Consider the following 15,601-nt stretch of genomic DNA (forward strand, 5'->3'; position numbering starts at 1 on the left):
ATGGAATATATGGTGGTGAACCCGAGCTGGTCGGTGCCGCGCTCGATCACCACCAAGGAATATCTGCCGCTTTTGAAGAAAAACCCCAATGCTGCCGGGCATTTGCAGATCGTCGATCGCAATGGCCGCGTCGTCAGCCGGGGGGCGGTGAATTTCGGCAAATATACCGCCGCCAATTTCCCCTTTGCCATGCGCCAGCCGCCCTCGGATGGCAATGCCTTGGGGCTAGTGAAGTTCATGTTCCCGAACGAGTGGAACATCTACCTGCATGACACGCCGTCGAAATCGCTGTTCGACCGTGAGGTGCGCGCCTTCTCGCATGGCTGTATCCGGCTGGGGCAACCCTTTGATTTCGCGCATGCCTTGCTGGCAAAGCAATCCGAAGACCCGGCCGCCACCTTCAGCCAGGCGCTCGAGTCCGGGCGCGAGCAGGCGCTGAAGCTGGATGTGCATGTGCCGGTGCATCTGGTCTATTTCACGGCCTTCCCAACGGCGAAGGGCGATGTGCATTTCCGCCGCGACATCTATGGCCGTGATGCGCTGATCTTTGAGGCGCTGCGCGAGGCCGGGGTGGCATCGGCGCCGCATCAGGGCTAAATCTGGCAGGGGGGCATTGTGGCCCCCGGCCGGAGTTTTGCCATGCCCCATACGATCCGTGATCTTGCCGCAGCCCTCGGGGCCGAAGCGGCGGGCAATCTTGACCTGATCATCGCCCGCGCGGCCGAGCCGCAGGCGGCCGGGCCGCAGGATCTGGCGCTGGCGACCAGCCCGGCCTATGCCGAGGGGCTGGCCAAGGGGCAGGCCCGCGCGGCGCTGCTTTGGCCGGGGGCGGATTGGCAGGGGCTGGGGCTGGAGGCGGCGATCTTTGCACCGCGCTCGCGCCTCGCCATGGCGGGGCTGAGCAGGATGCTGGATGCCGGGCCCGAGATCGCGCAAGGTGTACACGCGCTGACCGATATTCACCCGACGGCGGTGATTGGCGAGGGCGCCAGCATTGCGGCCTTCGTGGTGATCGGGCGGGGCGTCACCATCGGCCCGCGCGCCCGCATCGCCAGCCATGTCAGTGTTTCCGAAGGCGCAACAATCGGTTGCGATGCCTTACTCATGCAGGGTGTGAAGATCGGCTCGCATGTCACCATTGGCGACCGCTTCATCGGCCAGCCGGGCTGCGTGATCGGCGGCGATGGCTTTTCCTTCGTGACGCCCGAGAAAAGCGGGGTTGAGGAAATTCGCGCAACCCTCGGGCAACGCGAGGAAATCCGCGAACAGGCCTGGACGCGCATTCACAGCCTGGGGGCCGTGACGCTGGGCGATGATGTCGAGGTGGGCGCCAATGCCACCATCGACAAGGGCACCATCCGCGATACCATCATCGGGCGCGGCACCAAGATCGACAACCTTGTTCACCTTGGCCACAATGTGCAGGTCGGGGAAGATTGCCTGATCTGCGGTCAGGTGGGCGTCGCAGGCTCTACCCGTATCGGCAACCGCGTGGTGCTGGCCGGGCAATGCGGTGTGTCGGACAATATCTTTGTCGGTGATGACGTGATCGCGGGCGGTTCCACCAAGATTTTCACCAATGTGCCCGCGGGCCGGGTGATCCTGGGCAATCCGGCGGTGAAGATGGAAACGCAGGTCGAGATCAACAAGGCGCTGCGCCGGTTGCCAAGGCTGGCGGCGACGGTGGCCGAGCTTCAAAAAACTGTTTCAAAACTGTGAAATCGCCACCATATCTTCGGGATAGACCGGGATCAGGAGGTGCTGACATGCAGACCGTGAAAGACCATGTGATCGCCATTCTGGCCGAGCAGGCCGTGATGGATGTCTCTGACATTCGCCTGACCGATACCTTGCAGGATCTGGGGCTGGACAGCCTGGGCCTGGTGGAAAGCATCTTCGCCATCGAAGAGGCCTTCGACGTTTCGGTGCCGTTCAACGCCAATGAGCCGGGCAAATCCGGCTTCGATATTTCCTCGGTCGCGGCGATCATCGCGGCGGTGGAGGGGCTGGTGGCCGGGGCCAAGGCCGCATGAAGCGGGTTGTCATTACGGGGGCCGGCACGGTCAACGCGCTGGCCCCTGACGTGAAGGGCACCTATGCCGCGATGCGCGAGGGGCGCTGCGGCATCGGTCCGCTGGAGTTCCGCGATGTGGAGCGGCTGGCCATCCAGATCGGCGCGCAGGTGCAGGGCTGGAACCCGGATCTGCACTTCAACCGGCAACAGATTGTTCTTTATGACAAATTCACCCAGTTCACCCTGCTGGCCGCGCGCGAGGCGGTGGCCCAGGCCGGGCTGAATTTCGATGGCCATCTGGGCTATGATGCGGGCGTCGTGCTGGGCACGGCGGGCGGGGGTGTGAACACCTGGGACGAGAATTACCGCTCTGTCTATGAGGAGGGGAAGAACCGCGTTCACCCCTTTGTCGTGCCCAAGCTGATGAACAATGCCGCCGCCAGCCATCTGTCGATGGAGTTCAACCTGCGCGGCCCGGTGTTCACCGTCTCGACCGCCTGCGCCTCCAGCAATCACGCGATGGGGCAGGCGTTTCAGATGGTGCGTAGCGGCCAATGCAAGGCGGTGCTGACGGGCGGTGCCGAATCCATGCTGTGCTTTGGCGGCATCAAGGCCTGGGAAGGGTTGCGCGTCATGTCGAAAGACGCCTGCCGCCCGTTCAGCCTGAACCGCAACGGCATGGTGCAGGGCGAGGGGGCGGCGGTATTCGTCTTTGAGGAATACGAACATGCCGCCCGGCGCGGCGCCGATATTCTGGCCGAGGTGGCGGGCTTCGCCATGACCTCGGATGCGGGCGATATTGTGATGCCGTCGCAGCAGGGGGCGGCGCGGGCGATCAGTGGCGCCTTGCGCGATGCCGGCCTCAACCCCGGCGATGTCGGCTATATCAACGCTCATGGCACCGGCACGGCAGCCAATGACCGCACCGAATGCGCTGCGGTGGCCGAGGTCTTTGGGCCGGAGGCGGATCGGGTGATGATCTCCTCGACCAAGGCGATGCACGGCCATCTGATCGGCGGCACCGGCGCGGTGGAGCTGCTGGCCTGCCTCATGGCGCTGCGCGAGGGGGTGATTGCCCCCACCATCGGCTATGAGGAGCCGGACCCGGAATGTGCGCTGGATGTGGTGCCGAATACGGCGCGCGAGGCGCGGGTTTCGGCGGTGCTGTCAAACGCCTTCGCCTTTGGCGGGCTGAATGCCGTGCTGGCGCTGCGACGCGCACCCTAGATGAAGAAAGGGCCGCATCGTATTGATGCGGCCCGGTTTCTTACTTCTGGGCCGGAGGAACCGGCAGGCTGTCATAGCCCTTGGTGATGCCATCGAGCGAGATCTTGGTCTGCACTTTCTGGTCGGGGGCCATGGCCGGAACGATGGTCATGGTCGCTTCCTTGCCATTCTTCATGGCCTTCAGATCGGCCTCGGTGAAGCCCGCCAGCGCCAGGCAGGACACGCGGTCGCACCAGGCGTAATCATAGACCAGCGGTTTGGACGAATCGATTTGCAGCACCAGCTTGGCTTGCAGCAGGGTCTCCAGCGGCACCGAGATCGTGGCACCCGCCACGGCCTTTTCCCCCGCCGGGCGCGGCGCGATCTCGATCGCGGCGACCTCATTGCCCTTCTCGTCTTTCAGCATCTGGAAGATGTTGCAGGGTTCGGTCTTGCCGGCCTCGACGCGCATGCAACGCACCTGCCAGGCACCGGAGGTCTCTTTGACATAGATCGTGCCGGGGCCATCCGCCGGGGCGGCGGGTGCCGCGGGCGCTTCGGCTGCGGGGGTTGCAGGGGCGGGGGCTGCGGCGGCAGGCGCTTCGGTTGCGGGGGCTGCCGGGGTCTGGGCTTCCTGCGCCAGCGTCGCGCTGCCGGTCAGAGCCAGCGAAAATGCCACCAGAAGCGAGGGGGCTGCGGCTTTGGTCTTGTCAATCATCGACATTTCCAGTCGTCCTCAAATGAATGATGCCGGGGCTTTAGCATGCAGAGGGGCCAGTGTCAGGCCGAAAAGCTGTGACGGGGCCGCCATGCGCGGCTCTCAGCCGTAAGGGCATGCGCGGCCCTTGCGCGGCAGGTGAAAAAGAAAAGGGCTGGCGCGCGGCCAACCCTTTTCCATGCAGTTTTTTGCTCCCTGTCGGACTGGCCGACTTCATTGCTGCTGACGCTAGTGCGAGACGTTGCGCCGGTCAACAGGAATCTGGGTCGGGAGCGACGCGCAAGAGGTCGCAAAAGACGGATGCCAAAGCCCGTGCGCAGGGAGCCGCCAAAAGCGCCGTCCCGCCTCAGATGAACACTGGCCTGCATCGGCAAACCCTGTATTTTCAGCCTTGGGCCAAGGCAGGAGTTTCAGGTGACCAGCGATCCGGGCGCAATTTTCGTGGGTGGCGGCGGCGAGGGCTATGGCCTGCCGCAAAACCTTTTGCTGAAATATGGCAACCGGCACGGGCTGATCGCAGGGGCGACCGGCACGGGCAAGACCGTGACGCTGCAAGTGCTGGCCGAGGGATTCTCGGCCGCCGGGGTGCCGGTGTTCCTGTCGGATGTGAAGGGCGATCTGTCGGGTCTGGCGGCGGCGGGCTCTGTCACCGGCAAGCTGCACGAGCCCTTCACCAAGCGGGCGGCCACCATCGGCCTTGATCTGCACTATGCCGCCTGCCCGGTGACCTTCTGGGATCTTTACGGCGAGCAGGGCCATCCGATCCGCGCGACAATCAGCGAGATGGGGCCTTTGCTGCTGTCGCGCCTGCTGGAGCTGACCGAGGCGCAGGAGGGCGTGCTGAATGTCGCGTTCCGGCTGGCCGATGAGGAAGGGCTGGCCCTGCTGGATCTGAAAGACCTGCAAGCCATGCTGGTCTTTATCGGCGAGAATGCCGACGCGATTTCAACGCGGTATGGCTTGGTCGCCACCGCGTCCATCGGGGCGATTCAGCGCCGTTTGCTGGTGCTGGAGAATGAGGGGGGCGCGCGGCTGTTCGGCGAACCGGCGCTGCAACTGGCCGATCTGATGCTGTGCGATGCGCAGGGCAAGGGCCGGGTGAACATCCTTGCGGCTGACAAGCTGATGAACTCGCCCCGGCTTTATGCCACCTTCCTGCTGTGGCTGCTGTCGGAACTGTTCGACGAGCTGCCCGAGGTGGGCGACCCCGACAAGCCCAGGCTGGTGTTCTTCTTCGACGAGGCGCATCTGTTGTTCAATGATGCGCCCAAGGCACTGGTCGCCAAGGTCGAGCAGGTGGCGCGGCTGATCCGCTCCAAGGGGGTGGGGGTTTACTTCATCACCCAGAACCCGGCGGATGTGCCCGAGAATATTCTGGGCCAGCTGGGCAACCGGGTGCAGCATGCGCTGCGGGCCTTTACCGCCAAGGATCAGAAAGACCTGCGCATGGCGGCAGAGACCTATCGCCCCAATCCGCGCTTTGCCACCGAGGATGCCATCCGCGAAGTCGGCACCGGCGAGGCGGTCACCTCGTTTCTGGAGGCCAAGGGCGTGCCTGCGGTGGTGGAGCGCACGCTGATCCGCCCGCCTGCCTCGCAGGTCGGACCGCTGGACCCGATGGCGCGCGCCATGGTGGTGGCTGGATCGCCGCTGAAGGGCAAATACGACACGATCGTGGACCGCGAGTCGGCCTATGAAAAGCTCCGCGCCCGGGCCGAGGCGGCGGCGCGCGATGCGGCGGGGCAAGAGGCGAAACCGGCAGGCGGCGGCAGCCTGCGGATCGACACCGAGGAGCTGCGCGAGTTCAACAAGGGGCGCCGCTATGATGGCGGGGGCAGTGCGGGCGGGCGGGCCGAGGCTCCGGCGCCGAAGCCGCGCAGCAGCGCTGGCCGCTCCGATTCTGTGGCGGAGGCCTTTGCCAAAAGCTTTGCCCGCCAGTTGGGCAGCCGGACGGGGCAGGCGGTGGTACGGGGCGTTCTGGGCACGATTTTCGGCAAACGCTGACATGCTTCGTGCAAAAGCCATGTTTTCGCGCCTGAACTGCCACATATGGCCGCAAAATGATCGCTGGGGGCCCCGGCTTGGGGGCCATGATTTCATGGATGAGGGAGTTGCAGCATGGCAATGACTGCTGCCGAACAATATGCGCTGGAACTGCTCAACCGCGCCCGTCTTGATCCGCTGGGCGAGGCACGGCGTTTCGGAATTGCGCTGAATGACGGTGTTGATGCCGATGACATCATCACCGCCGCGCCGATGCAGGTGCTGGCCTATAATGCGGTCACCGAGCGCGCGGCTGAGCTTCACGCCGCCTGGATGATCGAGAAGGATATTTTCGGTCACAAGCAGGGCGGCGCGCTGGATGGCGTTTATGAACGCCTGATGTATGTGGGCTTTGATCCGGGTCGCGGCACCTGGGGCTATGGTGAAAACCTCGTGGCGATCAGCTCGGGCAATATGTCCGATACCGCGATCATGAACGAGTTCCACCGTCAGTGGATGCTCAGCCCCGGCCACCGCTCCAACATGCTGGCCGATTCCTTCCGCGAGATCGGCTATGTCCATATGGAAGGCGATCTTCTGGGCCGGGATCAGGTCGGGGTGGAGGTCTTCGGCTGGTCGCAAAGCCGGGTCTATGTCACCGGCGTGGCCTATGAGGACCGGGACAAGAACGATTTCTATTCCATCGGTGAAGGGACCGGCGGCGCCGTGTTCCGCATCGAGGGGGTCGGCAGCAGCCGCACCACAGCCGCCGGCGGCTATCAGGCGCTTGCCACTGCGGGGGAGGTGGTCGTGCGCGTCACCTCGCCCGGATCAGAGGCCTCGACCCGCGTCATGCTGGATCTGAGCGATGGCAATGTGAAGCTGGACCTTGTGAATGGCAATCTGCTCAGGGTTTCGGGCGATGCCGCGCTGGTCTCAGGCCCTGTGACCGCGCTGGAAGCGCTTGGTGTTCTGGGGATCAGCCTGAAAGGCAATGACGCGAACAACCAGATCACCGGCAATGGCGGGGCGAATGTGCTGGTGGGGGACGCGGGCAGTGACCGTCTGACGGGCAATGGCGGCAATGACCGTTTGCAGGGTGGCGAGGGGGCGGACCGGCTGATCGGTGGTACCGGCGCGGACCGGCTTGCCGGCGGCGAAGGCGGGGATCGCCTGATCGGCGGCGCGGGGGCGGATGACTTCCTGTTTGCCGCGCGCTGCGGGCGCGACCGCGTCGAAGATTTCTCGGCCAGCCAGCGCGACACGCTTGTGCTGGATGATGCGCTGTGGAAATCGGCGGGCGCCTTGCGCGTCGGGCAGGTGCTGTCGAAATTCGCCGAGGTGACGCGCGACGGCGTTCTGTTCGACTTTGGCGATGGCAACAGCCTGCTGGTCGAGGGGCTGACCTCGACCAGACCGCTGGCCGAGCTGATCGAGATCATCTGACCCAACGCAGCGCCCGCCTTACAGCGGGCGCAGTTTCAGCCGGGTCAGCCGGTTCTCGCGCCGTTCCACCACCTCGAAGCGGAAGCCGTGAAAGCTGAAGGCCTGACCTTCGGACGGGATGGTTTGCGCTTCGTGGATCACAAGGCCCGCGATGGTATTGGCCTCGTCATCGGGCAGCGCCCAATCCATCGCGCGGTTCAGATCGCGGATCGTCATGGCGCCATCCACCGTGTAATCGCCCTGCGCATCGCGTTTCAGCGCCTTGTCCTTTTGCACCACGTCGAATTCATCGGTGATCTCGCCCACGATCTCTTCGATGATGTCTTCCAGCGTGATCAGGCCTTGCAGGGCGCCATATTCATCGACCACCAGCGCGAAATGGGTGCGGCGCTCCAGAAAGGCGCGCATCTGCTCATCCAGCGAGGTGGTCTCGGGCACGAAATACGGCTTCATCGCCACTTTCATCAGGTCGAGCGTGGCCAGGCCGCCCTCTTCGGGTTCGCGCATCAGGCGGGCCACCTCGCGCAGCAGATCCTTGGCATGGATCACGCCGATGATGTTTTCCGGCTCGTCGCGCCACAGCGGCAGGCGGGTATGGGGCGAGGCCAGAACTCGGGCCAGCAGGGTTTCGGTGGGCTGGTCGGCATCCAGCATCTCGATATGGCGGCGGTGCTTCATCACCTCCTCCACGGTGCGGTCGGCCAGTTGCAGCGCCCCCAGCAGGCGGTCGCGGTCTTCCTTCTCCACCGCGCCCTCGCTATGGCCAAGCGCAATGGCTCCCACGATCTCCTCGCGCATCGCCAGCATCCGGCCATCCTCGCTGGGCTTCAGGCCAAAGGCCCGCAGCAGCCCGCGCACCAACAGCCGCACCAGCGACACGATGGGCGAGAACAGCGCCATCAGCACCCGCACCACCGGAGCCACGCGGGTGGCGACGGGCTCGGGATAGGTGATCGAGATGGTCTTGGGCAGCACCTCGCCAAACACCAGCACCAGCGCGGTCATCACAAAGGTCGCAATCGCCACGCCATTGCTGCCGAACAGCTTGGTCAGCAGCGCGGTGGCGAGCGAGGCGGACAGGATATTGACTATGTTATTGCCCAGCAGCAGCGCGCCGATCATCCGCTCGCTGTCCTCGGTCACGCGCATGGCGGCATGGGCGCCGCTGGACCCCTTGTCGGCCTGCGCCTTCAGCTTCCCGCGCGAGGCCGCCGTCAGCGCGGTTTCCGACCCCGAAAAGAAGGCTGACATCAGCAGCAGCACCACAATCGCCGCCCCGATCATCCAGTCGCCCCCGGAGAGGCCGGAGCTGGTGGAGGCAATCGCGGCAGAGGCGGTTTCGGCGGTCATTCTTCCGGTGTCCTCTTGGCCTTGGGCGGTTTGTTGGCAAGCGGGTGATGGTCCAGCACCAGCGTTTTCAGGTGATCGTCCAGAACATGCGTGTAAATCTCGGTGGTGGCGACATCGGCATGGCCGAGCAGCGTCTGGATCACCCGCAGATCGGCGCCCCCGGCCAGCAGATGCGTGGCAAAGGCATGGCGCAGCGTATGTGGTGTGACCTTGGAGGGGCTGATCCCGGCCAGCACGGCAATTTGCTGGATCAGCACATAGAAATGGTTGCGTGTCAGATGGCCGGCGGCACCCCGGCCCGGAAACAGGAATTTCGAGGCGGGCTTGCCGGCCTTGCGCGCCTCGGCCTCGGTCCTGTCGCGCAGGGCCAGCCATTCGGCCACCGCCGCCCGCGCCGGAGCAGACAGCGGCACCAGCCGCTCTTTGCCGCCCTTGCCGCGCACCAGAATCATCTGCGGATCGCCGCGCACGGCGGCCACCGGCAGCTCCACCAGTTCGGAAACCCGCATGCCGGTGGCATAAAGCAATTCCACCAGCGCCAGATTGCGCGCCTGATCCTGCAAGGACCGGCCCTTGTCGCGCGCGGCCTCCAGCAGGCGGTCGACCTCCTCATGGCTCAGCACCACCGGCAGGCGCTGATCCAGCCCCGGCCCCTTCAGCCGCAGCGCCGGATTGTCGGTGCGCCAGCCCTCCTCATGGGCAAAGCGATAGAGTTGCTTGATCGCCGAAAGCCTGCGCGCGCGGGTGGATTTGGAAAGCCCTTCCGCCTCGCAGGCAATCAGGTAATCCTCCACCGCCTCGCGATCGGCGCTGGCGAGGCCCCGGTCGCGATGGGCCAGCCAGCCCGCGAAATCCAGCAGGTCGCGGCCATAGGCGAGGCGGGTATTCACCGCCGCCGAACGCTCGGCGGCCTGTGCATCCAGAAAGGTGGAGATCCAGCGCTCAGCCTCGCTCATCCGCGCCGCTCCAGCAGCAAAAGCTCCAGCGCGACGCGGCGGGCGGCATCTTCCAGCCCCAGCCTGCGCAAGAGCGACAGGCCCTCGGCCACGCCGCGCGGATCGCCGGTGACCCCGCGCCCCAGATCATCCATCGCCAGCAACAGCGCCTCGCCCACGCGGCGGTCTTTCAGCAGGGCCTCGGCCTCCTCGGTGATCTGCGGCGCGAGGAAAGCGGGGGCAATGGCGCGCGACATGCTGTCGGGCGCCGTCAGCCCGTCCACCCGCCCGCGCGCAAGGCCGATCAGGAAGGCCTCTTGCAGGTCGGGGGCCGGGGGGGCAGCGCGGCTCTGGGCAGAGGCGCGGGCCTCGGCGGCGGCGCGATATTGCGGCGAGAGCAGCGCGATGCGGAAGGCCAGCTGCGCGGCCTCGCCCTGCAAGGGCAGCTCCATCAGCCGCGCGCCGTAAAGCTGGGCAAAGGGCGCTTCCAGTTCGGCGGCCATCATCGCAGCCCAGGCCTCGGGCAGGGCGGCCGCGACGGCATCCGGCACCGGCTGCGCCGTGCCCCCGCCAAGCGCGCGGTCAAAGCGCTGGAAGGCCGCCACCCGATCCCAGACCCCGCCCGAGGCTGCCGGGCGGCGGTCGGTATAAAGGTTCAACAGCGCCTGCGGCGGCACGGCACCAATGCGCGCCAGCCGCTCCACCGCCTCCAGCTGCGCTTTCCACCCGGCCTGCGGGCGCAGCTCGGCATGGGCAAAGGCCACTGGCAGACCAAGGCTGGGCAGCGGCTCGCCGATTGCCTCATACATGCGCCAGCTCAGCGGCGTGGGCTGGGCAGGCGGCGGCAGCGGCTCGGCGCCATCGGCCTCTGCCGGGTCGAGGAAGCGCAGCAGCAGGTCTTCCTCCTCGGCGGGCACCTGCCCAAGGGCCTGCGAGGTGGCCAGCGTCAGCGCCGCTGCCTGCCAATCGCCCGCGCGGGCAAGGCAGAAGATGCGCGCGGGCAGGGTGGGCGCCAGATGCGGCGCCGATTGCATCTCGATGCAGGCCGCATCCTCGGTGCCGGTCAGCAGCGCGATGTCAAAGCGGCGGCGGAACAGATCGGGCGCAAGCGCCACCGGCGCAGGCTCTGCCCGCTGGATCAGCGCCGCTGCCTGATCCAGCGCGCCCATGGCCAGAAGTTTGTCCACCCGCGCCATCAGCAGCAGGCCGCGCCCGCCACTATCCACCGGCGGCTCGGCCTCGGCCAAGAGCAGCGTGGTCAGCAGCGCCTGAAGCGAGGGCAGGGTATTGCTGCGCTCGGCGGTCAGGCGGCGGGCGATGTCTTCGGTGCGGGCCAGTGCCCAAAGCCGGTGCGGCAGGCCGGTCTGGCCGGATGACAACAGGCCCACGCCATCGGGCGAGGCCTTGCCCAGCACCATCGCGGTGATCTGGCCGGGGCTGGCATCCTTGGTCACCGCCGGTTCATCGGGCAGCTTGCGCGGCAGCGGCACCGAGGCGGGCAAGGCGGTGCCCCGCGGCAGGCTCGACCCCGGCGCGGGCATGCCCGCAGAGGGGCCGGGGTTCAGCGCGCCTTTGGGCGCCGTCACCGATTTCGACAGCCAGTCAATCGCAGAAAGCGGGTCATCGGCACGCGCGGGCCCGCCCGCCATGGCCAAAGCCAGCGCCAGAAGGCCCAGACGCAAGCCGCCGTCAGTTGCCATCCAGCACCGCCGGTTTCGTCACGGGCTGCGGCGCGGGCGGCGTGACCCCCAGATAGGCATAGCCCACAAGCCCCAGAAACCCGATGATCGCCAATAGCAACAACAGCTTGATGATCCGTCCCATGCGGCTCGTCCTCTTTGGTCTTTCCCCCTACATGCCGTCAGACCCGGGCAATGCCAAGGGCAAAGCCGGGTCCGGCGGGGGGCTTCGTGTCGATTATATATGGCAATCGTCGCGACTTCACGCCATTCAAAGGAAAACAGTCGGCAAGGCCGGGCGGGAAACCGCCAAGCCGTGCAAGACCAGTCAAAAGCTGTGTGGGGGGAGTGATGGGCGCCGAACGTCTGAAAAAGACCATCGTGCTGGTCGGCATGATGGGGGCGGGCAAGACGGCTGTGGGCACGGCGCTGGCGCGTCTGCTGGCGGTGCCGTTCCGGGATTCGGACGAAGAGATCGTGAAGGCCGCGCAGCGCTCCATCCCCGAGATTTTCGAGCGTGACGGCGAGCCGTTCTTTCGGGCGCGCGAAACCGAAGTGCTGGGGCGGCTGGTGGCGGGGCCGCCTTGCGTGCTGTCCACCGGCGGTGGCGCCTTTCTGGCCGAGGGCAACCGGCGCGTGATCGCCGGGGCGGGGGTTTCGGTCTGGCTGCGGGCCGATCTGGATCTGCTGTGGCAGCGCGTGCGCCACAAGACGACGCGGCCGCTGTTGCGCACCGAAAACCCGCGCGAGACGCTGCGGCAATTGTATGAGGCGCGGGTGCCGCTTTACGGGCTGGCCGATCTGGCGGTGGATGCGGCGCCCGAACTTTCGGTCGAGGATATGGCGCTGCGGGTGATCGAGGCGCTGCGCGGCCGGGATGACGTGCTGGAAAGGATCTGAGGCATGGCTGTGGATGTGGTGGAGGTCGCGCTCGGGGCGCGGGCCTATGAGGTGCGGATCGGGCAGGGCCTGCTGGCGCAAGCCGGGGCCGAAATGGCGCCGCTGTTGCGCCGCAAGCGTGTGGCGATCGTGACCGACGAGACGGTGGCGCCGCTGCATCTGGCCACGCTGGAGGCCGCCTGCGCCGAGGCCGGCATCGCCACCGCCGCGCTGCGCCTGCCGGCGGGCGAGGCCACCAAAAGCTGGCCGCATCTGGCGACCTGTGTCGAATGGCTGCTGGAGCAGAAGGTCGAGCGGCGCGATGTGGTGGTGGCGCTTGGCGGCGGGGTGATCGGCGATCTGGTGGGCTTTGCGGCCTCGGTGTTGCGGCGGGGCGTCCGGTTCGTGCAAATCCCCACCACGCTGCTGGCACAGGTCGACAGCTCGGTGGGCGGCAAGACGGGCATCAACACCGCGCAGGGCAAGAACCTTGTTGGTGCTTTCCATCAGCCCAGCCTCGTTCTGGCTGATATCGGCGTGCTGGAAAGCCTGCCTGCGCGCGATTTCCTCTCGGGCTATGGCGAGGTGGTGAAATACGGGCTTCTGGGCGATGCGGCGTTCTTTGATTGGCTGGAAGGCAATGCCGTCGATCTGGCGCGCGATCCGGCGAAGCGCCAGCGCGCCGTGCTGCGCTCGGTCCAGATGAAGGCCGAGATCGTGGCGCGCGACGAGACCGAAGAAGGCGACCGCGCGTTGCTGAACCTTGGGCATACCTTCTGCCATGCCCTTGAAAAGGCGACAGGATATGGCGACCGCCTGCTGCATGGCGAGGGGGTGGCCATCGGCTGTGCCCTGGCGTTCGAGCTGTCCTCGCGCCTTGGCCTGTGCAGTCAGGAAGACCCGAGCCGGGTGCGGGCGCATCTGAAGGCCATGGGCATGAAGCTGGATCTGGCCGATATTCCGGGCGATCTGCCGGGGGCCGAGGCGCTGCTCGCGCTGATGGGGCAGGACAAGAAGGTGATCGACGGCAAGCTGCGCTTCATTCTGGCGCGGGGCATCGGGCAGGCCTTCGTGGCCGAGGATGTGCCGGGCGATCTGGTGCTGCGCCTCTTGCAGGATGCGCTTGACGCAAAACTTTAAGTGTCGCGGGCAAGGCATTGAAATGGCACAAGGCCGCCCCTTGATCGGCATGCTGCGCTGGCAGGGGCGCCCCGGCGCCAATGCCTTGGCGCTGACCCATGCGGCGGCGATGCTGGGGGCCGATCTGCTGTGGTTCACCCCCGCCGATGTCGATCTGGACCGCCAGCGCATTCTGGGCTGGCGCTGGCGCCCCGATGGGACGGGATGGCAGCGCCAGGACAGCCGCTTTCCCGATGTGATCGACAATGATGGCCGGGTCCGCGATGGCGGCCCGGTCTGGAAGGCGCTGACGGCGCGGGCCCCTGCCACCACGCGGCGGCTGGCCGACAAGGATGAGATCGCGCGGCGCATGACGGCGGGCGGGTTCTACCCCGAGCTGCAATTGCCCACCGAACCGGCCCTTGATCCGGCGGCGGTGCTGCGCTTTGGGGCGGATCAGGGCGAGGTGGTGCTGAAACCGTTGCTCGGCTCGGGCGGGCGCGGCCTTGTGCATCTGGCCCCCGCGGCCCAGGGCTGGCGCATCATGGAGGGCGAGCAAGAGGAAATGCTGTCAGAACAGCAGCTTGTGACGCATCTTTCCCAACGCCTTGCCAGCCGTCCCCATGTGATGCAGCGCTATATCCTGTCGCGCAGCCCCAGCGGCTTGCCCTTCGACATCCGCCTGCATGTGCGGCGCAATGGAGAGGGCGACTGGGTTGTGGTGAAGATTTACGCCCGGATCGGCGCGGGGCGCGGCATTGCCTCCAATATCGGGCAGGGCGGTTCCATCGCCGCGCCCGAGACCTTTCTGGCGCTGCGCCATGGTGCCGAGGCCCCGGCGATCATGGCACGGCTGAAAGACCTGGCTCGCCGCCTGCCCGCCGATTTTCAGGCTCTGTTCCCACGGCGCGAGATTGACGCCCTGGGCTTTGATCTCGGCCTTGATCCCGAGGGCCGCTTTTGGCTGTTCGAGGTCAATGCCTTTCCCGGCGCGAAATATTTCGAGATCGAAGATGCCGTGCCGCGCGCCGCCTATGCGCTGCATGTGCTGGCGAAAGCCCGGTCGCGCCGCGCGGCGAAGGCTTGACTTTCCGCCCCGGCCCGGCATGTTCAGGGCACCGGATCCGGCGCGTCTCCGTTGCCCAAATGACGACCGCTTCATGAACAGGAGCGTTCTGCATGGCTTTGGAAGATGCCAAGAACGATGTCGACACCGCCTTCACCCGCAAGGGTCTGCGCGGCTATGCCTTTGAAAACGCTTTCGGCGGCGCCACCAGCTTTTTGCGCCGGACCTATACCAAGGATCTGGCGGGCGTCGATCTGGCGGTGACGGGCGTGCCCTTCGATCAGGCGGTGACCCATCGCACCGGCACCCGCTTTGGCCCGCGCGCGATCCGCGAGGCCAGCACGCTGCAACCCTATGATCCGCCGCAGGGCTGGGGCACCGATCCGCTGCAAGACCTCAATGTGATCGACTATGGCGATCTGGCGTTCGATTACGCCAAGACCGCCGATTTCCCCGATCGCCTCACCAGCCATATCCGCACCATTCTGGCGGCGGGCGCAGGCAGCGTGACGCTGGGCGGCGATCACTCTATCACTTACCCGATCCTCAAGGCCTATGCCGAAAAGTTCGGCCCGATGAGCGTCATTCATTTCGATGCCCATTCCGACCTGTGGGAAGATGACGATCTGAGCCGCATCGACCATGGCACGATGATGTACAAGGCGGTGAAAACCGGGCTGGTAGACCCGAAACGCTCGGTCCAGATCGGCATCCGCACCTTTTGCGAGGATTACCTCGGCATGAATGTGCTGGAGGCGCGGACCTGCCACGAGATTGGCGTGGCGGCGATTGTGGAGAAGGTGAAGGGCATCGTGGGCGATCACCCCGTCTACCTGACCTTCGACATCGACGCGCTGGACCCGGCCTATGCCCCCGGCACCGGCACGCCGGTCTGGGGCGGCTTGCACAGCTGGCAGGCGGCGGCGATCCTGCGCGATCTGGCGGGCATCAATATCGTCGGCGGCGATGTGGTGGAAGTGTCTCCGCCCTATGACACCACCGGCGCCACCGCGATTGCGGGCGCCCATGTCGCCTATGAGCTGATTTGCCTCTATCACTGGGCGAAAACCCGGCGATGAAATGGATCGCGCTGGTCACCTTTGGCCTGCCGCTGCTGGCGGTGGTCTGTTTCTCGGCCTTCGTGCGGTTGGCCCCGGTCGACCCGGCGCGCTGGCATGTGACGCTGGCGGATCATCCCGCCAGCAT

At 66.1% G+C, this 15,601-nt stretch carries 15 protein-coding genes; 10 read left to right on the top strand and 5 right to left on the bottom strand.

Translation table 11 applies throughout. The features are described 5' to 3' along the window. The 4 genes from JNN06_RS14860 to JNN06_RS14875 all read left to right on the top strand — a co-directional run. The coding region (locus JNN06_RS14860; RefSeq protein ID WP_291240374.1) for a L,D-transpeptidase family protein at positions 1-597 on the top strand (597 nt) is incomplete at its 5' end. A gap of 42 nt (positions 598-639) precedes the next feature. Then, positions 640-1,719, top strand: coding sequence for a UDP-3-O-(3-hydroxymyristoyl)glucosamine N-acyltransferase (lpxD, locus tag JNN06_RS14865; protein WP_291240375.1), 1,080 nt, complete (start codon positions 640-642; stop codon positions 1,717-1,719). A 47-nt stretch (positions 1,720-1,766) separates the two neighbouring features. Continuing rightward, positions 1,767-2,033 (top strand): acyl carrier protein, encoded by a 267-nt coding sequence (locus JNN06_RS14870; protein WP_291240376.1) that lies wholly within the window; start codon positions 1,767-1,769, stop codon positions 2,031-2,033. Next, on the top strand, positions 2,030-3,241 hold the full coding sequence (locus JNN06_RS14875; protein WP_291240377.1) for a beta-ketoacyl-[acyl-carrier-protein] synthase family protein: 1,212 nt from the start codon (positions 2,030-2,032) through the stop codon (positions 3,239-3,241). The genes JNN06_RS14870 and JNN06_RS14875 overlap by 4 nt, the downstream gene beginning before the upstream one ends. Positions 3,242-3,281: 40 nt before the next feature. Here JNN06_RS14875 and JNN06_RS14880 read toward each other — a convergent pair whose 3' ends face one another. Next, the gene (locus JNN06_RS14880; protein ID WP_291240378.1) at positions 3,282-3,944 is read right to left on the bottom strand and encodes an invasion associated locus B family protein; all 663 of its coding nucleotides are present in this window, start codon (positions 3,942-3,944) and stop codon (positions 3,282-3,284) included. A gap of 408 nt (positions 3,945-4,352) precedes the next feature. Here JNN06_RS14880 and JNN06_RS14885 point away from each other — a divergent pair, with 408 nt between their 5' ends. Next, on the top strand, positions 4,353-5,942 hold the full coding sequence (locus tag JNN06_RS14885; protein ID WP_291240379.1) for a helicase HerA-like domain-containing protein: 1,590 nt from the start codon (positions 4,353-4,355) through the stop codon (positions 5,940-5,942). A gap of 114 nt (positions 5,943-6,056) precedes the next feature. Continuing rightward, the gene (locus JNN06_RS14890; protein WP_291240380.1) at positions 6,057-7,367 is read left to right on the top strand and encodes a CAP domain-containing protein; all 1,311 of its coding nucleotides are present in this window, start codon (positions 6,057-6,059) and stop codon (positions 7,365-7,367) included. Positions 7,368-7,385: 18 nt separating this feature from the next. Here JNN06_RS14890 and JNN06_RS14895 read toward each other — a convergent pair whose 3' ends face one another. The 4 genes from JNN06_RS14895 to JNN06_RS14910 form a co-directional block, all read right to left on the bottom strand. Next, positions 7,386-8,651, bottom strand: coding sequence for an HlyC/CorC family transporter (locus JNN06_RS14895; protein WP_291240388.1), 1,266 nt, complete (start codon positions 8,649-8,651; stop codon positions 7,386-7,388). A 62-nt stretch (positions 8,652-8,713) separates the two neighbouring features. Further along, entirely contained in the window at positions 8,714-9,673 is a 960-nt protein-coding gene (locus JNN06_RS14900) for a site-specific tyrosine recombinase XerD (protein WP_291240381.1), read from the bottom strand. Next, the gene (locus tag JNN06_RS14905) at positions 9,670-11,352 is read right to left on the bottom strand and encodes a hypothetical protein (RefSeq protein ID WP_291240382.1); all 1,683 of its coding nucleotides are present in this window, start codon (positions 11,350-11,352) and stop codon (positions 9,670-9,672) included. Before JNN06_RS14905 ends, JNN06_RS14900 begins: the two co-directional genes overlap by 4 nt. Continuing rightward, entirely contained in the window at positions 11,342-11,476 is a 135-nt protein-coding gene (locus JNN06_RS14910) for a hypothetical protein (protein WP_291240383.1), read from the bottom strand. Before JNN06_RS14910 ends, JNN06_RS14905 begins: the two co-directional genes overlap by 11 nt. Positions 11,477-11,682: 206 nt before the next feature. On the opposite strand from JNN06_RS14910, the gene JNN06_RS14915 reads away from it, so the two are divergent. The 4 genes from JNN06_RS14915 (at position 11,683) to speB (ending at position 15,474) form a co-directional block, all read left to right on the top strand. After that, positions 11,683-12,231, top strand: coding sequence for a shikimate kinase (locus JNN06_RS14915; RefSeq protein ID WP_291240384.1), 549 nt, complete (start codon positions 11,683-11,685; stop codon positions 12,229-12,231). A gap of 3 nt (positions 12,232-12,234) precedes the next feature. Further along, positions 12,235-13,350, top strand: a complete 1,116-nt coding sequence (gene aroB, locus JNN06_RS14920; protein WP_291240385.1) for a 3-dehydroquinate synthase — start codon at positions 12,235-12,237, stop codon at positions 13,348-13,350. 22 nt (positions 13,351-13,372) lie between these two features. Further along, positions 13,373-14,416, top strand: coding sequence for a YheC/YheD family protein (locus tag JNN06_RS14925; RefSeq protein ID WP_291240386.1), 1,044 nt, complete (start codon positions 13,373-13,375; stop codon positions 14,414-14,416). Between the two features lie 92 nt (positions 14,417-14,508). Continuing rightward, positions 14,509-15,474, top strand: a complete 966-nt coding sequence (speB, locus tag JNN06_RS14930; RefSeq protein WP_291240387.1) for an agmatinase — start codon at positions 14,509-14,511, stop codon at positions 15,472-15,474. Positions 15,475-15,601: the final 127 nt, after the last annotated feature.

Origin of the sequence: Gemmobacter sp., from assembly GCF_016792925.1 — a bacterium.
In the GTDB taxonomy this organism is placed as follows: domain Bacteria; phylum Pseudomonadota; class Alphaproteobacteria; order Rhodobacterales; family Rhodobacteraceae; genus Gemmobacter.